Annotated in this window: 17 protein-coding genes and 1 pseudogene; 3 read left to right on the forward strand and 15 right to left on the reverse strand. The window is 50.5% G+C overall.

What is annotated here, in order from left to right; all coding sequences use genetic code 11:
* Positions 1-33: 33 nt before the first annotated feature.
* The 3 genes from E1757_RS11295 to E1757_RS11300 form a co-directional block, all read right to left on the reverse strand.
* Positions 34-1,371, reverse strand: coding sequence for an ABC transporter substrate-binding protein (locus E1757_RS11295; RefSeq protein ID WP_133227844.1), 1,338 nt, complete (start codon positions 1,369-1,371; stop codon positions 34-36).
* Between the two features lie 5 nt (positions 1,372-1,376).
* Positions 1,377-1,541, reverse strand: coding sequence for a hypothetical protein (locus E1757_RS35745; protein WP_165972080.1), 165 nt, complete (start codon positions 1,539-1,541; stop codon positions 1,377-1,379).
* 306 nt (positions 1,542-1,847) lie between these two features.
* Positions 1,848-2,414, reverse strand: a complete 567-nt coding sequence (locus E1757_RS11300) for a helix-turn-helix domain-containing protein (protein WP_246079144.1) — start codon at positions 2,412-2,414, stop codon at positions 1,848-1,850.
* Between the two features lie 268 nt (positions 2,415-2,682).
* Here E1757_RS11300 and E1757_RS11305 point away from each other — a divergent pair, with 268 nt between their 5' ends.
* Complete coding sequence (locus E1757_RS11305; RefSeq protein WP_133227846.1) at positions 2,683-4,782, forward strand: LTA synthase family protein; 2,100 nt, start codon at positions 2,683-2,685, stop codon at positions 4,780-4,782.
* 529 nt (positions 4,783-5,311) lie between these two features.
* Here E1757_RS11305 and E1757_RS11310 read toward each other — a convergent pair.
* The 12 genes and pseudogenes from E1757_RS11310 to E1757_RS11365 form a co-directional block, all read right to left on the reverse strand.
* Positions 5,312-5,788, reverse strand: coding sequence for a ferritin family protein (locus E1757_RS11310; RefSeq protein WP_133227848.1), 477 nt, complete (start codon positions 5,786-5,788; stop codon positions 5,312-5,314).
* A 103-nt stretch (positions 5,789-5,891) separates the two neighbouring features.
* Positions 5,892-6,518, reverse strand: a complete 627-nt coding sequence (locus tag E1757_RS11315) for a TVP38/TMEM64 family protein (RefSeq protein ID WP_165972081.1) — start codon at positions 6,516-6,518, stop codon at positions 5,892-5,894.
* Positions 6,519-6,640: 122 nt separating this feature from the next.
* Positions 6,641-6,937, reverse strand: a complete 297-nt coding sequence (locus E1757_RS11320) for a hypothetical protein (protein ID WP_133227852.1) — start codon at positions 6,935-6,937, stop codon at positions 6,641-6,643.
* Positions 6,938-7,055: 118 nt separating this feature from the next.
* On the reverse strand, positions 7,056-8,288 hold the full coding sequence (locus tag E1757_RS11325; RefSeq protein WP_133227854.1) for an S-layer homology domain-containing protein: 1,233 nt from the start codon (positions 8,286-8,288) through the stop codon (positions 7,056-7,058).
* 192 nt (positions 8,289-8,480) lie between these two features.
* Positions 8,481-8,879, reverse strand: coding sequence for a hypothetical protein (locus E1757_RS11330; protein WP_133227856.1), 399 nt, complete (start codon positions 8,877-8,879; stop codon positions 8,481-8,483).
* Between the two features lie 272 nt (positions 8,880-9,151).
* Positions 9,152-9,568, reverse strand: a complete 417-nt coding sequence (locus E1757_RS11335; RefSeq protein ID WP_246079145.1) for a c-type cytochrome — start codon at positions 9,566-9,568, stop codon at positions 9,152-9,154.
* Between the two features lie 229 nt (positions 9,569-9,797).
* On the reverse strand, positions 9,798-10,433 hold the full coding sequence (locus tag E1757_RS11340; RefSeq protein WP_133227858.1) for an NAD(P)-dependent oxidoreductase: 636 nt from the start codon (positions 10,431-10,433) through the stop codon (positions 9,798-9,800).
* A 149-nt stretch (positions 10,434-10,582) separates the two neighbouring features.
* Positions 10,583-11,002 (reverse strand): Rrf2 family transcriptional regulator, encoded by a 420-nt coding sequence (locus E1757_RS11345; protein ID WP_133227860.1) that lies wholly within the window; start codon positions 11,000-11,002, stop codon positions 10,583-10,585.
* Between the two features lie 168 nt (positions 11,003-11,170).
* A complete protein-coding gene (locus tag E1757_RS11350; RefSeq protein ID WP_133227862.1) occupies positions 11,171-12,085 on the reverse strand; it encodes an acetamidase/formamidase family protein in 915 nt (304 codons plus the stop codon).
* Positions 12,086-12,195: 110 nt separating this feature from the next.
* On the reverse strand, positions 12,196-12,906 hold the full coding sequence (locus E1757_RS11355; protein WP_133227864.1) for a DUF421 domain-containing protein: 711 nt from the start codon (positions 12,904-12,906) through the stop codon (positions 12,196-12,198).
* A 134-nt stretch (positions 12,907-13,040) separates the two neighbouring features.
* Entirely contained in the window at positions 13,041-13,535 is a 495-nt protein-coding gene (locus E1757_RS11360) for a C40 family peptidase (protein ID WP_133227866.1), read from the reverse strand.
* A 403-nt stretch (positions 13,536-13,938) separates the two neighbouring features.
* A pseudogene (locus tag E1757_RS11365) lies at positions 13,939-14,640 on the reverse strand (YheC/YheD family protein); the annotation flags it as partial.
* A gap of 195 nt (positions 14,641-14,835) precedes the next feature.
* Between E1757_RS11365 and E1757_RS11370 the strand changes: the two are divergent.
* Positions 14,836-15,615: a COG4280 domain-containing protein gene (locus E1757_RS11370; protein WP_133227870.1), complete on the forward strand. Its 780-nt coding sequence runs from the start codon at positions 14,836-14,838 to the stop codon at positions 15,613-15,615.
* Positions 15,575-15,778: a hypothetical protein gene (locus E1757_RS11375; protein ID WP_133227872.1), complete on the forward strand. Its 204-nt coding sequence runs from the start codon at positions 15,575-15,577 to the stop codon at positions 15,776-15,778. Before E1757_RS11370 ends, E1757_RS11375 begins: the two co-directional genes overlap by 41 nt.
* The last annotated feature ends 80 nt before the right edge of the window (positions 15,779-15,858 follow it).

Raw genomic sequence — 15,858 nt, forward strand, 5'->3', positions numbered from 1 at the left:
TTAGACTCTAACTCCCTTCTCTGCTTGACCCCGTCATTTCGCCTGCTTGGCCTTGACCATCTCCGCCTCAATCGCCTTAAACGCCTCGGCGGGCGCCGCGGTACCCGTCACAATGCCGTCGGCCGCCGCATACCAGGCATCCTTCGCCTTCGCCGGCAAGTAGACGCTCGGGTTGTAGCCGGCTCCGTTCTTCAGCATTTCGCTCGCCGCTTCAATGGCGGGATCGTTCTTCACCTTGCCGGCTGCCTCGACGACCGGCACGAGACTGCCGCCGCTTTGCGCGGCAATGTTCAAGTATTCCTCGCTGGATACCCATTCGAGCCATTTTTCGGCGGCATCCTTGTTTTTCGTTGCGGCGCTGATTACCCAGCTGTGCGCCAATCCAGCGCTCGGCCGTGCCGGCCGGCCCGCTTCGCGCGACGGCAGCAGGAACGAATCGAACTTGCTGACATCCGTTCCTTTTTTCCGTTCGGACGCAATGAAGCCCTGCGATGATATGGTCATCGCCGCCTGACTGTTAATCAGGGCAGCCTGTGCCTGCGCCTGATCGATCGCGCTGGCTTCCTTGCCGTTCACATAGCCGCCGTCCACGAGCTGCTTCAGCATCTCGCCGCCCATGATGATCTCTTTCTGATCGAATTTCCCGCTGCCGTAGATCACATCCGTCATCCGGTCCTTGCCCGCCGCGGCTTCAACCAGATTGCCGAGCATCCAGCCGCCTCCGATTCCGTTCCGGAAGCCGGCGGCGATCGGCGGAATATTGACGCTTTTCAGCTTGGCGCAGATGGCGATGAATTCCTCCCACGTTGTAGGCGGTTTCAAATTGTTTTTGGCGAACATGTCTTTGTTGTAATAGACGGAGAATACGTCGACGCCTTCGACCAGCTCGTAAACTTTGCCTTTCCCCTGGGTTCTCGTCTGGTCGATAACCCATTTTTGATACCGGCTCTCGATATTATATTTTTTCATCGTATCTTCCAGCGGCAAAATCAGTCCGGCATTGGACAGCAGGCCGATCCGCCCGGGGCCGGAGCCGATGACCATCACGTCGGGCCCGCTGCCGGAACGCAGCAAAGCCTGTGTCGTGCCATCCTCAAAGTTGTTGCCGCCGGCTGTCCATTCGATCTTGATAGCCGGATTTTTTTTCTCGAAAGCTTCAATGACAGCCTTCGTATATTGATACTCAACACCGCCGGCCTTGAGCGTTACCGGCGTATTCGGGGCAGCGGACGGTTGTGCCGGGGCGCTGTCCTGCTTTGGGGCGGCTCCCGCACCGGGGGCGGGCTTGCTTGCGCCGGGCGCGGCGACGCTGCATCCGATCATGGATACCATGACGCAAGACGCTAACAGTGAACACGAAACGCGTTTCACATAGATCACTCCTCCATAGTCATAAACAAGCAGTCTTTGGCAGCTTGAACGTTTCCGGAATGGCGGTTCGTTGACGGGACCACCCGCAGCTGCCGCTCGAACCGGTTCAAATCCATCATTTCGTTATTGTCGTTCTCTTGGGATCCGCTGTCCTCCCTTCCAGTTCCCATCCTGTAAACTGCTTTCAATGCCATCAGCTTGTATTTACTTTATTCCTATTCAATCGCCGAAACCTTTATTCAATATTGTTGACTAACATTCACTGTATTTTCGCTCACATGGTTTACCGGCTCCGCCGGCCATATGGACGAGCGTAATTATCCAGGTTAAACAAAGTGAAGTTACCGACTTGTCGTTTCGGATCAAACGAACAAAGTCCCCGGTTATCCACAGAAATTTGCTGCGCATAATTTCCTAAACATAAAAAAAACCGGGCAGCTTCGGCTGCCCAGCCTGTCAAATATGGCTCGCGCGATTTAATTATCCCCTTGCGGCTCCGACCGGGTTTGCGTAAACACCGCCACATATTTCACCTCGTTCGTCAGCGGAACCAGCGTATGCTTTTCAACGGAATCGAAATACAAGCTGTCCCCGGGGCGCAGCGTATATTCAATGTCGCCTACCCGATAGCGCATTTCCCCCTCCAGCACAAAAATAAATTCTTCCCCGTTATGGCTGAACACATTCCGCTGATCGTTCTCCTCCTTCCTCGAGACGAACAGAAAAGGCTGCATCAGCTTATCCGCCCGTTCGACGGCATAGGCGTAGAATGAATAGCCTTTATCCGTCTTGACAAAGCCGGAAAGGCTCGTTTCCTTGGTAGTATGGATCGTCCCGGTTATTTGCTGATCGTCGAGCAGCAGCGAAATTTTCGTGCCGAGTGCATCGGCGATTTTGATTAACGTCGAAATGGGCGGAATCGTTTTCCCGTTTTCAATTTTGGACAACAGACTGTTGGAAAAACCGCATACCGCGGCGATGTCGGATAGCTTCCGGTTTTGCTCCACCCGCAGCTTTCTTATCTTATTTCCCAAATCCATCATGGTTTCTCTCCTAAACATTGGGATGAAATGAGGTGTATCCGGGATAAACGTATTCAAGACGAGGAAACTGTATTGAATACGAATAAACCTTTGCCGGCATATAGCATTCTATGACACAACCATCCCTACTTATTCCCTCTTAAAACTTACTATTTTTCCACACAAATGGGAAAACGGTTCCAATATCCCAATCGGCCTAAGATGTGCTATACTGATAGCATTGTTTACAAAAAGTTAATATGACAAAATTGTAAATGTGGTGATCGATATGGGGGAGCTTCAGCTCGCGGTTCAAACGCAGAGCTTGCGGGCGGCACGTAAATTTCCGCTGCTGCTGTGGTCGCTTTGGATCGTATTTTTAGTCGAATTATTAAGCAGGGGCGCTTGGGGGGAAACGTTCAAATGGACGTACCATGCGCTGCCGGAACTTGTTCTTAACGCCATTGTTGTTTTGGGCTTTATATTACTGTTTACGGCGCTGACGGGCAGACTCCATCTTTCGTTTTGGCTGGTAGCGTCCATTTGTCTGGCCTTCGGTTTGGTGAGCGGTATCAAGCTGGAAATATTGGGCGTTCCGTTTCTCCCGTGGGATCTGTTGTTGACCAGCGAAACAAAAGATATGGCGCAATATTTAAGCGGCTTGTTGAATTTTACGGTAATATCCGGCTTTATCATCTTTATTGCCGTCAGTTTATTGCTGCTTTACAAGCTGCCGCGGCTTGCGGTCCGCTTCCGTTGGAAACAGCGTCTAGGCATGGGGATCGTCTCCCTCTTTCTGCTGACTTTAATCTATAACGATGGAACCGTATCCTTGAAAAATTTGGCCAACATTCACAATCTGGCGTGGGATCAGACGGAAAACGTCCGTACGAACGGCTTTCTCCTCTCGACCATTATGAACATTCAATATTTGTTTTTGAATCAACCGGATGGCTACGACGAAAAGTCGATACGCGCTGTGGCCGAGTCGGTGCCGCCCGCTGTACCGGCTGTCGGGGACCGCAAGCCGAATATTATTGTGGTGCTGAGCGAATCGTTCTGGGACGCGACCCAAGTCAAAGGGCTGACCTTCAGCCGCGATCCGCTCCCGTTCTACCATGAGCTGACGTCCAAGTATACGAGCGGCACCCTGCTCTCGCCGCAATTCGGCGGAGGCACGGCCAATGTCGAATTCGAGGTGCTGACCGGCAACTCGATGCGCTTCCTGCCGCAGGGCTCGATTCCGTACAATCAATACGTGACGCATGAGGTGGATTCCATAGCCGGCATATTGACGCGGCAGGGCTATACCTCGACGGCGATCAACGCGTTCCACAGCTGGTTTTACAACAGCAAAAAAGTGTATGAGAACTTCGGCTTCTCGAAGTTTATTTCTCAGGAATTTATGGCTCCGGATTACGAGGGACCGTATCTCGCCGACCGTGAGGTGGCAAAGCAAATTATCGATGCGAGCACCGCAAGTTCCGGACCTGACTTTATTTTTGCCAATACGATGCAAAATCATTACCACTATTATCCCGGCAAGTTCAAAGAGAACACGATTGAAGTCACAGGCGTGAGCGGCGAATCCAAAGGATTGTTCGAAACATATGCCCAAGGGCTGCTCGGAGCGGACGATATGCTGAAGCGGCTTGTGACACATTTCGAAAACAGCAAGGAACCGACCATTCTGCTGTTTTTCGGCGATCATCTGCCGAGTCTCGGCGAAAATTACAGCGCCTATAAAGACAGCGGCTATTTGAAGGAAAACGATCCTGATTTTCTGAACAAAATGTACCGGGTGCCTGTGCTCGTCTGGAACAACTATTTGCCGGAGCATAAGGATAAGCTCGATATGAGCCCTTCCTTTGTCAGTCCTTATTTATTAAAACTGGCGCAAAGACCGGGAAGCTATTATACCGATTATTTGGCTCAGCTGTCTGAACGCATACCCGTCATCCCGCCCGAGAACCAGTATGCCGCCATGCGCATCTCCAAAGAAAATTTAAAAGCGTACCAAAATTTGCAATACGATATTATGTTCGGCAAGCAGTACGGGTACGAAGGCTTTCAAGACAAAATTAAAGATAAAAATTACGCGCTGGGTCCGGGTCGCATCGTTATCGATGGCGTTCGGACGGAGCCGTCCGTTGACGGCAAACTGCTGAAGGTAAAAGGCATCGATCTCCCGAAGAGCTGCTTCGTGCAAGTTAACGGAGAGCAGGTTGCTGCGAAATGGGACAGCAGCGGCGAGCTGTCGGCCCCCTTGCAGCCGGATAAGCTGAAGTTTCCGATGAAGGTTGAAATTATCGTGAAGGACTCGAAAAATAAAATATTGGCCAAATCCAACGAGTTTACGTATTCCCAGACGATGGCAAGCGAATATTAACGGACTAAGGCGGTCTGCTTTAAGCTGACGGGTCCCGGTTTCAGTTGCGCTTGAAGTGACTATAAAAATGACATCCAAACTGTTGTTCGGATGTCATTTTTATCTCTGTATGCAAGGAATAAAGTATATTCACTGTTTTTGGGTATTCGGCAACCGGTTGTGAACCTACGAAAGAAATCGCCTTGATACCATCATTTTCCATTCGTTCGTTGATAACAGCACGTCCCCATTAGACAATATTCAGAACATTGCTAAGAAAGCCTCTATCGAGGCCTATCCAAGATGAGCGACCGCGATTAAAATGTAGGTTTTCTTGCAATGATAGAAAGCTTCAGCTCCGCTGAAAACTTATACTTTCTGTCATTATAAGAAAAGCTTCTGACCGAAGCCCTTTCGATGAAGATACATTCGTGTTTTAGATGTGGCTTTTCTTGCAATATCAGAATTGTTCAGCTCCGCTGAAAATATATAAATTCTGATATTATAAAAAAAGGCCGCGATTTACGCGACCCTGGAAACCTGCTTCTATTTAGCCATGCTCTCTTCGGCCGCTTAAATGAAGCAAATAATTATATTTATCCGCATGCTTCAATTCGTCCAAAATAATTCCGAGTACGGTATCTTTATAAATCCCGGCGGGCAGACCGAACCAAATACGGCGATACTTTTCGACAGCGGCAAGTTCACCCATTAACGCCTGTTCAAGCCCTTGGACGTAAGAACGCGGCTTATTGAATGTTTCGTTGCTGACGCCGCTGATCGGCTGCCCCGTCATTTCCAAGTACATATCGCGAAACATCCGGTTATGGTTTCTTTCGTCATTGCGAATGGAAGTAATGATTGCGGCCTGCTCGGAAGTCGGAGCCAGCTTGATTAATTCGTCATAAAATAACTCGTCATTACGCTCGCCCTGAACGGATTGTTTGATAAGCTCCAAAGTTTGTTGAGAATTTGTGGACCATATGGGTACAAATTGCCGGTACCCGTTTCGGTAATACCCGTACATGCTCTCGCACTCCTATCCCAATAATTTGTTACAGGTATTATATGTGAGAATGCCTATCCATGTTCTGGCGGTATGATAGTATCCCGGGAATACGATTCGAGAGTTAAGACGATAAATATTTTCGGCGGTACCACAGATAGCCTGCATAAACGGCCGCGAGAAACAACAAATACAGCAGCGTAATCCATAGTACAGCCGACACGCTTTCCAGCAGCCGGTGACCGATAAAAGCAAATACGAACATGACCGGAATTTTGCCCAGGGCGGTCGCAAGCGCGAAGCTGCCCGCTTTCATCGCGCTAATCGCTGAAGCGGCATTGACCAGCGGCGCCGGAACGAACGGAATGAGCCGCGCCGCCAGCACGGCCATAAATGCGTTGCGCTCCATAAACCGCATAAACCGGTCCAGCTGCCGGAACCGGGCGATATAGCGCCTCCCCTGCTCGCGGAATGCGAACCTGACCGCACAAAACAATACGAGCGCGCCGAACGTCGAGCTGGCCACGTTGATCAATCCTCCCGCAACCGGCCCGAATTTGGCCCCCATTATTCCCGCAACGACCCCGAAAGGAACGACCGGGACGGTAGCCAGCAGCGCAGCGGCCCCTATCATCCAGCCGATATGATCGGAGGCGTCGCTTTCGAGCCAGCGGAGTATAGGGTCTCGGTATACGAGCACTGCAATCGCTATCAAACCATACATTACAATTCCTGTCCAACGTTTTACCATCCTAAGCATTCCTTCCTCCGCCCCGTATCTTTTCAAGTATACACGGATACCGGAACCACGCTCAAGATGGCGGTTCAATTCAATCGTTCGCTTTACCGATCAGACAGCCTGCGATGGGCTGCTCAACTGGCCGGATGGTTGCCGCCGTCGCACTGCAAATAAAGTTGCAGCGGCTTAATGGCAAGATTCATGCCGTCGACTAAACCTTGCAAGTAAATAATTTTTTCTTTATCCGGAGGGTGAATGACCGACAGCTCGGACAGCTTTCTTTTGAAATGTACCTCGGTGCTCTCCAGATTATGAAGCATTTCCTCGATATCCGCTGCCGAACCTTTGCAATCTTTAAAGTCGGCGTCTTTAAAAATACCGTCATTTTTATGTATAAGGTCTTGGATAAAGCTTTGTAAATGGTCAGCCATCGCTAAAGATCATCTCCTTTGGTCATGCCTATTTTTTGATCCTGTACCGCATTTTATGCGTAAGGACACAAATAGACCCGACAAACTTCATAGACGGCTTGTCGGGCTAACTTTTTCCTTATTTATGTAAAATGGAGAAAATGATTGTACGGCTATCCGGTTCTGCATGGACTTCGACCGAATAATCGCCTATTTGCATCGTCGCGTTTTCGACCGCCTCTTTCCTGGCGACTTTTTCGCACACTTTGACAAACTGCGCGTAAAACGTATCCGCCGAAAAACCGAATATATAATCGGTAAATTTGCGAATGCTTTCCATATTCCGGGCCAGCACGCCGTCCTGTACTTTAACTGTCACCCCATATGTGCGGTATTGCGGCTCCAACCACAACGACACCTCGTTGGAAAACCGCGCGGAATCCGTCGCTCCGTTCAAGGCGGCATTTTTCGCCTCGGCATCCTTAAACAGCCGCAGCGTCGTTTCCTCCAAATCGTAGTTCGTGCCCCGTAGCTTGCCTGCATCCTCCATCATATCGTACGTTTGCAGCATTTTTGATTCGGGAAATACAAGCTTTTTATAGCTTCCGTCTTTTGTCGGCACTACGCGGACAAGCTCGTTTTGCTGGCCGGATGTCTTAACACGCAAGCTTTTATCCATCAAACGTTCCAAAATGCGCAGCGCTTCGGCCCGCGTCACATTGCGGCCCATTCCGAAATATCCGTTCGGATAGCCTTCCATAATACCTTTGGCGATGACCTCGCTTACAAACTTTTGCTGTCTGGAGGTTACGCTCTGAAAGTCTCCGAACTGCGAAGCCAAGCCGATGCTGTATTTTTCATCCTCCAAATATTCCGTTTCTTTAATCGTATAGTAGATGATCTCGGCTACGTCTTCCCGCTTCAGGTTCGCTTTATAGTCGGCAAACTGATTTTTACTGATCAGGTTTAACGCGCCGGCCAAATCGATAAACGGTTTCGCCCAATAGCCGACTGTGCCGGGCTTGAACGAGAAGTCGCGATAATCTTGCTTCAGTACGCTTTGATTGGCAGGACTTAATTGCTGAACAAATGACGTTTTCCAATTGCGCTCGCCGTTCGGATACAGCTGGGAATACGATAGCAGCAATATTTTGATGAATTGATCCGCCGTTACCGGATCATCCGGGCGAAAAGTTTTGTCCGGGAATCCGTCCAGCAACCCTTGTTCCACAAGCTGGTAAATTGTTTTTTCGGCCCAATGTGCCTTTACATCCGTAAATTTCGCCGTTTCGGCAGCCTGAACAGCTGCGACTGAAGCCGACATGACACTGCATATTGTAATGATTGCCGCCCATTTTCTAAGTTGCTTCATTTATCATGCTCCGCTTCTCTCTATGAAAATTAGCATTGTCTGTGCCATTTTCTAGAATAACGTTTCGCCCGTCGTTTGAAAACTGACCTTGAGCCTATTCGCAATGAAGCCGGGCCGTTAAGGGAAGCGGGACTTTAGACATGAAACAGATTATATGTAGCTTAACTTGTACGTTTTTGGTGCGAAAATGCTTTAAAACCAAAAGGATCTGATTCGATTCCAAACGGATTGTTTTTTGGGCGATGGATGGCGTTCGGAACGGGGGGTTCGGATGGCCAGCGGAGCTACGGTACAAAAACCGCTGTCCGTCTCGCCGATGGATACAGACGTCTCCGTACCTGCTATAGACTCAGCGGCAGCGGCTGTCTCCGCAAGCGCCGGAATTGCCGTCTCCGTCCTCTGCTCCAATTGATTTATTCTTTGCGCAAGCGCGGCATTTTCCTCCTCTAGCCGGCAAATATGCGCTTGCAGCATTTTTAGCGTAAGTCTCGGTTTCTTCGGCTGTTTCCCGGTCTGCTCCGGCATGGCTTCCAGGGCAGTGACGGCGGGCAGCATCCTCGGCTCTTCTTCGCGGACTATCGTTTGGTTCATGTAGCGGCCTCCTTTAGAACACGGATTCCCTTAATCCGGTGAGATTTCATATGATAGTTTCATAGTAATCCAATTCGGCCAAGGATACTGTCGAAGCCCGCTGTCAAATGAGAAGTAGTTTTAACGATTGAAGGATAATCGGTTTCGCCAACGCGGGGACGAAATAGTCCAGGTTGCGCCAAGCTTTTTGCTCAACTAAAGAAAGGCCATCCAGCAGCGTCCGGATAGCCTCATTGTATGCCCTCGGAAACGAATGTCCCGGCTTGATTCGATTATTTTTTTGCTGCCAGCCAATCCGCCAACGCTGCGATTTCGTCGTCCTTCAGTCTGCCTTTGAATGCCGGCATAGCATTCCGGCCATTGGCAATCGTTGTGGAGATCTGGTCTTTGCTCAGCTTCGACCCGACCTTTTGCAAATTCTTTTTCGAATCGCCCTTCCCGTCGAACGTATCGCCGTGGCAGGCAATACAGTTTTGCTTCGCAATCGTTTCCGCACTGGCCGCAGTTGTAGTTCCTCCGGAAGCTGCGCCGCCCCCTGTCGTTGTTCCTCCGCCCGTTGTTGCTCCGCCGGTCGTCCCTCCGGTTGTACCGCCCGCTTGTCCGGTTGTATTGTTCTTGGTACAAGCTGTGACGGCAAATAGCAAAGCGATTGCGGTAATCATTATCACATAACGCCATTTCATGCGCATAGCTGTTGCAGCCCCCTTGACATGAAGTAGAATTCATTAAGCAAAACCAGCTCCGGTTCGAAGCTTAATTTTATTATTTTTCTTAATGAACAATACTATTCACTGCAACGAAGTGCTTTCGGTTGCTGAACTTGCAGCACTTGCCGTTGCCGGAATGCCTCAGTGTCAGCCGAAAACGAAAAACCCGAGGCTACGCCCGGGCTCCGTTACTTTATATGTCCATTGACCGTTATTCGGCTTCGCCGACCACTGTAAACCGCTTGTTGCGATGCTTCGGTTGCTCGATCTCATCGACCAAAGCAATGGCATAATCCGCGTAGCTGATATAGCTATCACCTTTTGAATTGACCAGAAGCCGGTCTTCCCCCGTCTGGTACGTTCCGGTTCTTGCCCCTGCCGGGTTAAAAAATGCGGAAGGGCTTAGGAACGTCCACTGAATACCGCTCGATTGCAGCAAATCGTCCAAATTTTTTCCCTGATTCGATGCGGTGGCAAAGTACTCCTTAGGAAACTCCGGCGTATTCATGAGCCTAACCGTTTGAGCTTCATCGACAAACAAGCTGCCGGCCCCGCCTACGACAATTAATCTTGTGTCGGGCGCGCCTTTCAGCGCTTCGATTAACACACGCCCCGCTTCAACATGAAGCTGCTCTTGACCCGGCGCTGTGCCAAACGCGTTAACAACAACGTCAAACGGCCGCAAGTCGTCCGCTTTTAGGTCGAAGACCTCTTTCTCGATGGAATGTACATAGTTGATCTTCGACGCATCTCTGACAATCGCGGTCACTTCATGGCCGCGGCTCATCGCTTCCTTTGCGATAAATGTCCCGGCTTTCCCGGATGCTCCGATAACTGCAATTTTCATTTCGCATAAACCTCCATTTTATTAAAATCGATTTCATTCACCTGTAACTAATATAGTTACATTTTAATCGTTTGTCAATGCATTTTTGGGAAATAGCAAAATGCGGATGCTCCTCCAATGGAACCTCCGCATTTTAATCGGGAATCAATCTATTTACTCAAATCATAGACGACATCCTGCAGCTTTACTTGCTTCAACACATTTTCCATCGCTTTTTGAGCGCTGGAGAATAACGGCATAATCGAAGCTTGTATATTGCGTCCCACCGGGCAATCCGGATTCGGGGCATCGTGTACGCTGAACAAGGCATCCTCCTCCACTACATTGACTGCCTGATAAATGTCCAGCAGCGTAATTTCGGAAACGGGCCGCAGCAGCTTCGCGCCGGCGACACCCGGCTTCACTTCAACGAAGCCCGCTCTGCTGAGCATCCCTGTAATTCGCCGAATGACGACCGGATTCGTGTTGACGCTGCCGGCTATAAATTCGGATGTATTCGTCCCGGCTTTATTGACTTCCAGCAAAGAAAGAATATGAATCGCAACGGCGAATCGACTGCTAATATTCATGTTCATTCATCCTTCCTTATTCTAGAGGCACTTATAAGTCCAATGTAGTTATCGTAGTTACAAGTTAACTTATTGTCAATTCATTTTTTAAAAATAGACGCGCTTAAATAAAAATGGACATTCCGCTGCAATCCGAACGGTCGTCCATTTTAAACCGGGAATGAATTTTTATGATAACGATGAGAGAACTTCCTTGGACAGCTTGCATACAACGCTATAGGCGGGGTTGAAGACGTTAGCGATTTCATATTCGACCGCCACTCCCAACAACATGCTCGCCTCCGAAACGGCAAGCCCGTAATCTTCGCGCAGCAGCGTCAGCATCTCCGTCGTCGCATGCTGCAATGCCTGATCAAGCGGCCTGGCGTTGCCAACCGTGAACAAATGCGTCGGCGATTCTCCTCTTGGCCAGCCAATCGTCCTGCCTTTGATCACTCGCACGGAGAACCGGACATCAAGCGATATTTCAATCCCGGTGCCGACGATTTCGCCGCAACCCTGCAGGGCGTGACCGTCGCCCAGATGAAATAATGCGCCTTCGGCAAACACGGGAAAATAAGCGGATACGCCTTCGACAAATCCTTTATAATCCATATTGCCGCCATATTCGCCGCTCGTTGCCGTTGAGATCGACTGTTCTTTCGGAGGCGCTACCCCGAAGCATCCGAGAAATGGGCGCACTTCCAGCTTCAACCGTTCCAGCCCGGATGTCGGCGCTTCCAGAGCGGCGGTTCCTTCGACGGTATCCACCGTCCAGCGCGCAAGCTCCGACGGCGGCAGAGCGGCAGCCGCGTGCGGATTTACGACATGCGGCGCCAGCATATTGGAGGTCCATCCCCACGGCCGGTTAGGCGTCATGGCTTCAAGCCGCACTTCCAGCGTATCCCCCGGCATCGCTCCCTCTACGTAGAACGGGCCCGTCATCGGATTGCCCCGATTCGCCGCGGCTTCCCCGCTCCGGTCCCAGCCTCTAGCGTCAACGGTAGACGTGATTACGGTGTCCCCATCGGCAATATGCAGTACGGGGGGATGCTGTCCAATTGTATTTTTATAAGCGTCGGGTTGAAAATGATGTACGGCCATGCTTATCGCCTCCTTGATCATCCTGTTTATCCAGATACTACCAGTATAAACGAACCTGACCGGCGATGCACGATTTAATTGTACACGTTTCCCGTGCTTGAAATACCCGCCTACTCCTGATCGACCGGATGCCGGATACGATCCTCGTACAGATCGTAGAAAAGCTCGCCATTCGTTCCTTTAACGGCGTAGCATACTTCTTCCGCGCTCACACCGTGTTCCCGCAGCTGGCGGGCAAGCCATCCCGTCGTCAGGCCGGACTGCCGCAAATTGTCGGTCAATATTTTTCCGTCCATCACGAGCTCGACCGGAAATTGCGGAACGGCGCTGCCGGTCAGCCCCAAATCTTTCCGCGTAACCGGACAGTATTCCGGCTTCTTCAAAACGGACAGCTTGCCGTTCAGCTCAAGAATCGCATATTCCACCTCTTGCGGGTCAAAAATGTCCTTTTCCCGCAGCTCCTGATTTAACGCATCCAGCGAAAAATGGATTTTCCGCAAATTTTGCTCCAATATTTTGCCCTTTTCGATGACGACGGTCGGGCGGCCCGCCAGCCATTTGCGCGACCACCGGCTTTTTAAAGAAATAAAGGAGACGAGATAAACAATCCCGCTAAACGTTAAAAAGGACAGGATAAGATGCCACGTCTTTAAATGCGTATTAAACGCGATATTGCCGGTAATCGCCCCCAACGTGATTGAGGCGACAAAATCGTGATAAGTCATTCTGGAAATCGTATGCTTGCCTATGATCCGTGTAATGAGCATGATGAGCGTAAACGCCATCGCCGACCTGATTATAATGTCCAGCCACATTGCCATTCAAATCCCTCCAGCAGGTAGTATTTGAAAATGCCGGAACATTTAAACGTCAACAGGCGCGATAACGGCAAGAAACAAAGTCCCGTACGCGCAGCGGACTTTGTTTCTTTATTGAAGATTGCCGCCGTCGTCGACTAGAGTACGCGGCGAGCCGTATTATAATGGGTTTTCCACCATCCGGAATTCATATCGGAAACGGTTACACCCGGTTTTCCGTACGTATGCAAAACTTTGCCGTTGCCCATATAAATTCCGACGTGATGGATCGGCGAGTAGAAGAAGACGAGGTCGCCCGGCTGCAGCTGATTTTTCGGTACGAAACGGCCTACCTTCGATTGCTGCTGCGAAGATCTAGGCAGGTTGATGCCGTTTTTCTTAAATACATATTGCGTAAAGGACGAGCAGTCGAATACATCCGTTCTTCCCGCCGGGGCGCCAAACTGATAACGGACCCCTTTGAAACGCTGCCCCGTCTGAATAATGCCGGCGGCTTTGGACGATTGGGCTGTAACCGAAGCGGCGTGGGCGGGAGCGGACGAAAGCGCTATCGTCGCCGGTACCATCAAGGACAGACTCAGCGTAATCCCAACCAATGTTTTGGCAAAGCGGTGTTTGTTCGTGTTGTTCATGACTTACTCCTCCAATGCATGTGGTGTGTTAGCTTGATCGCCTAACAAAACTATACCACATTCAAAAATCCCACAATTTACCAAAGGAGGAGGAAAGTCAGGCTCTGCTTAGCCTAAACAGACAAGATGAGAAATTCATGAGAATCTTCTAATCATTGGTTTATTGACAAAATAAAAATAGCGTATACATACCCAGTACAGTGTATATTTGCTAATTGAGCCGCTGCCCCGGGATGAACTCCACAACCTCGGTATGTCGTGCTCATACAGCTTGCGCAGCAGGTCCGCAGCTTCCCGACAAAACGACACCATCTCGATCCGGCTCACCTCCATCTGCCTGTTTTCCGACGAAGTCAAATCCAGGTCCGCCATATGCAATAAGCCCAGGCAAGCGGAGCTTCGGTTACTTCTTCCTGGAGGACAAGTTCGCTTTCGTCAAAAATTTCGCGTATGCAAGCGGCGTTCGGTACGTCTCGTAAAATGCGCTGCGCATTCCGGCCAATTTAAACGAGTACCGCTGATCCCGGCAGTTCATTTCGATAAATTTGACGCGGCCGTTCCGGTCGACGCCCATATCAAGCCCCAGATCGGCCAGATGCGGCAGCTTCCTTCCCAGGAAAGCCGCAATTTTCAGGGATGCCTGACGGACATCTCTTTTCGTCGCAGCCACAGGCAAGCCCGAATGCCGGAATAGCCGCTCGCAGCCTTTTGCCCTGCCGCCCTTCGCCACATTCGTAACATGACTGCCTTTGGCGGCCACTTTGCCGACCATGCCGGTCATTTGCCATTGACCGGTCTGCCCCCGTTGCACGGCAACGCGCAGATCGTACGGCCTTCCTTTATATTTCGCCAGCGGTACGGCCTCCTGGATCAAGTACGATCGGCCGCCGACTTGCCGCATGAGGAAGGCGACCGTCTGCGCCGCCGATGTTTGCGCGGGCTTTCCCCTTTTCCAATACACGTTCCAGCGTCCTCCGCCGCTTCGCTTGATTTTAATAACTCCGCTGCCGACGCTGCCGCTCACAGGCTTGATGAACAGCTCCGAATATTGATTCATGGCTTGGCGTAAATGCGCCTTGGAAAATGTCATCGAATAAGGCAAATATTTGCGAAGCGACCGTCCAGCCTATGGCAATTGTACAACGTCGGCGATCAAAATCGGATTAAAATTTTTCATTTGAGCTTGACTGGCGGTTTTGGCTATTTACAAAAAGCGTGATTTCGCCTAAGATGTAAATGTAACGACTGTTACTTTATAACAACAGTTACAAATTCAATAAATGAAAGGAGTTCTTAACGAATGAATTTTTATGTGATTTCCGCCAGCTTTCTCGGGACGGCCGTCGAATTCGTTGAAGCTCTCACGATCGTTTTGGCCGTCGGGGTTACAAAGGGCTGGAAAAGCTCGCTCTCCGGTATGGCGCTGGCCGTCCTTTTGCTGACGGCGCTTGTCGCTGTATTCGGCGTTCCGCTGATGAGCTTCGTCCATGTGAGCGCATTTCAACTCGTCATCGGCGTGCTCATGATGCTGTTCGGGATGCTTTGGCTGCGCAAAGCGATACTTCGCTATTCGGGACTGAAGGCGCTCCACCTGGAAAATGAAGCGTATGAGGAAGAGCTGCGACGGCAGCGACAGGATCGGTCCGCAGGCAGAGGCCAAATGGATTGGTTCGGCTTCACGACCACCTTCAATATTGTATTGCTGGAAGGAATCGAAGCGATTTTCATCGTGCTGACGCTGGGATTGGCCGCGAACGCGATGGGCTCGGCCGTCCTCGGCAGCGTCATCGGCGTTGTGATCGTCATCATTGCCGGCATTATACTGCGCAAGCCGCTGGCGATGATCCCCGAGAATACGATGAAATTCGTTGTCGGCTTGATGCTGAGCGGGTTCGGCGTGTTCTGGGTGGGCGAAGGAGTCGGTGTAGATTGGTGGAAGGAAGACGCCTCCATCCTGCTGCTGATCGCTGCGCTGCTGATCGTATCATTCGGATGCGTCGGCGTCCTGCGCCATCTTCAAAAGCGGAAGGAGAAAAGCCATGAAAGCCGTATTTCAAACGATCTTGGGACTCATTATTGATGACTGGTGGCTGGCGGCCGGCATCCTGCTATCCATTGTCCTGACGGGCGGTCTTCTCGATATGAATGTCAGCCCGTCGGCCGGAGCGTGGGTATTAACCGTGCTGACGCTGCTGACCTTGATTTTAAGCCTGACGATGGAATACCGGAGAAAGACGCGATAGTCTTCCTTACATACCAAACAGCACTCTTTAGCCTGTCCGGTAAAGGTGCTGCTTTTTTGTATCTATGTTATGATTACTTT

This window comes from Paenibacillus piri (genome assembly GCF_004354045.1).
GTDB lineage: Bacteria > Bacillota > Bacilli > Paenibacillales > NBRC-103111 > Paenibacillus_S > Paenibacillus_S piri.

What these genes read in the sequence shown, in the direction of transcription:
- E1757_RS11320 (WP_133227852.1), bottom strand. Translation starts at nt 6,937, where the DNA reads ATGGCTGACCATTTACAAAGCTTTATCCAAGACCTTATACATAAAAAT.
- E1757_RS11370 (WP_133227870.1), top strand. Translation starts at nt 14,836, where the DNA reads ATGAATTTTTATGTGATTTCCGCCAGCTTTCTCGGGACGGCCGTCGAA.
- E1757_RS11330 (WP_133227856.1), bottom strand. Translation starts at nt 8,879, where the DNA reads ATGAACCAAACGATAGTCCGCGAAGAAGAGCCGAGGATGCTGCCCGCC.
- E1757_RS11345 (WP_133227860.1), bottom strand. Translation starts at nt 11,002, where the DNA reads ATGAATATTAGCAGTCGATTCGCCGTTGCGATTCATATTCTTTCTTTG.
- E1757_RS11305 (WP_133227846.1), top strand. Translation starts at nt 2,683, where the DNA reads ATGGGGGAGCTTCAGCTCGCGGTTCAAACGCAGAGCTTGCGGGCGGCA.
- E1757_RS11300 (WP_246079144.1), bottom strand. Translation starts at nt 2,414, where the DNA reads ATGATGGATTTGGGAAATAAGATAAGAAAGCTGCGGGTGGAGCAAAAC.
- E1757_RS11310 (WP_133227848.1), bottom strand. Translation starts at nt 5,788, where the DNA reads ATGTACGGGTATTACCGAAACGGGTACCGGCAATTTGTACCCATATGG.
- E1757_RS11335 (WP_246079145.1), bottom strand. Translation starts at nt 9,568, where the DNA reads ATGCGCATGAAATGGCGTTATGTGATAATGATTACCGCAATCGCTTTG.
- E1757_RS35745 (WP_165972080.1), bottom strand. Translation starts at nt 1,541, where the DNA reads ATGGGAACTGGAAGGGAGGACAGCGGATCCCAAGAGAACGACAATAAC.
- E1757_RS11340 (WP_133227858.1), bottom strand. Translation starts at nt 10,433, where the DNA reads ATGAAAATTGCAGTTATCGGAGCATCCGGGAAAGCCGGGACATTTATC.
- E1757_RS11355 (WP_133227864.1), bottom strand. Translation starts at nt 12,906, where the DNA reads ATGGCAATGTGGCTGGACATTATAATCAGGTCGGCGATGGCGTTTACG.
- E1757_RS11350 (WP_133227862.1), bottom strand. Translation starts at nt 12,085, where the DNA reads ATGGCCGTACATCATTTTCAACCCGACGCTTATAAAAATACAATTGGA.
- E1757_RS11360 (WP_133227866.1), bottom strand. Translation starts at nt 13,535, where the DNA reads ATGAACAACACGAACAAACACCGCTTTGCCAAAACATTGGTTGGGATT.
- E1757_RS11325 (WP_133227854.1), bottom strand. Translation starts at nt 8,288, where the DNA reads ATGAAGCAACTTAGAAAATGGGCGGCAATCATTACAATATGCAGTGTC.
- E1757_RS11315 (WP_165972081.1), bottom strand. Translation starts at nt 6,518, where the DNA reads ATGGTAAAACGTTGGACAGGAATTGTAATGTATGGTTTGATAGCGATT.
- E1757_RS11375 (WP_133227872.1), top strand. Translation starts at nt 15,575, where the DNA reads ATGAAAGCCGTATTTCAAACGATCTTGGGACTCATTATTGATGACTGG.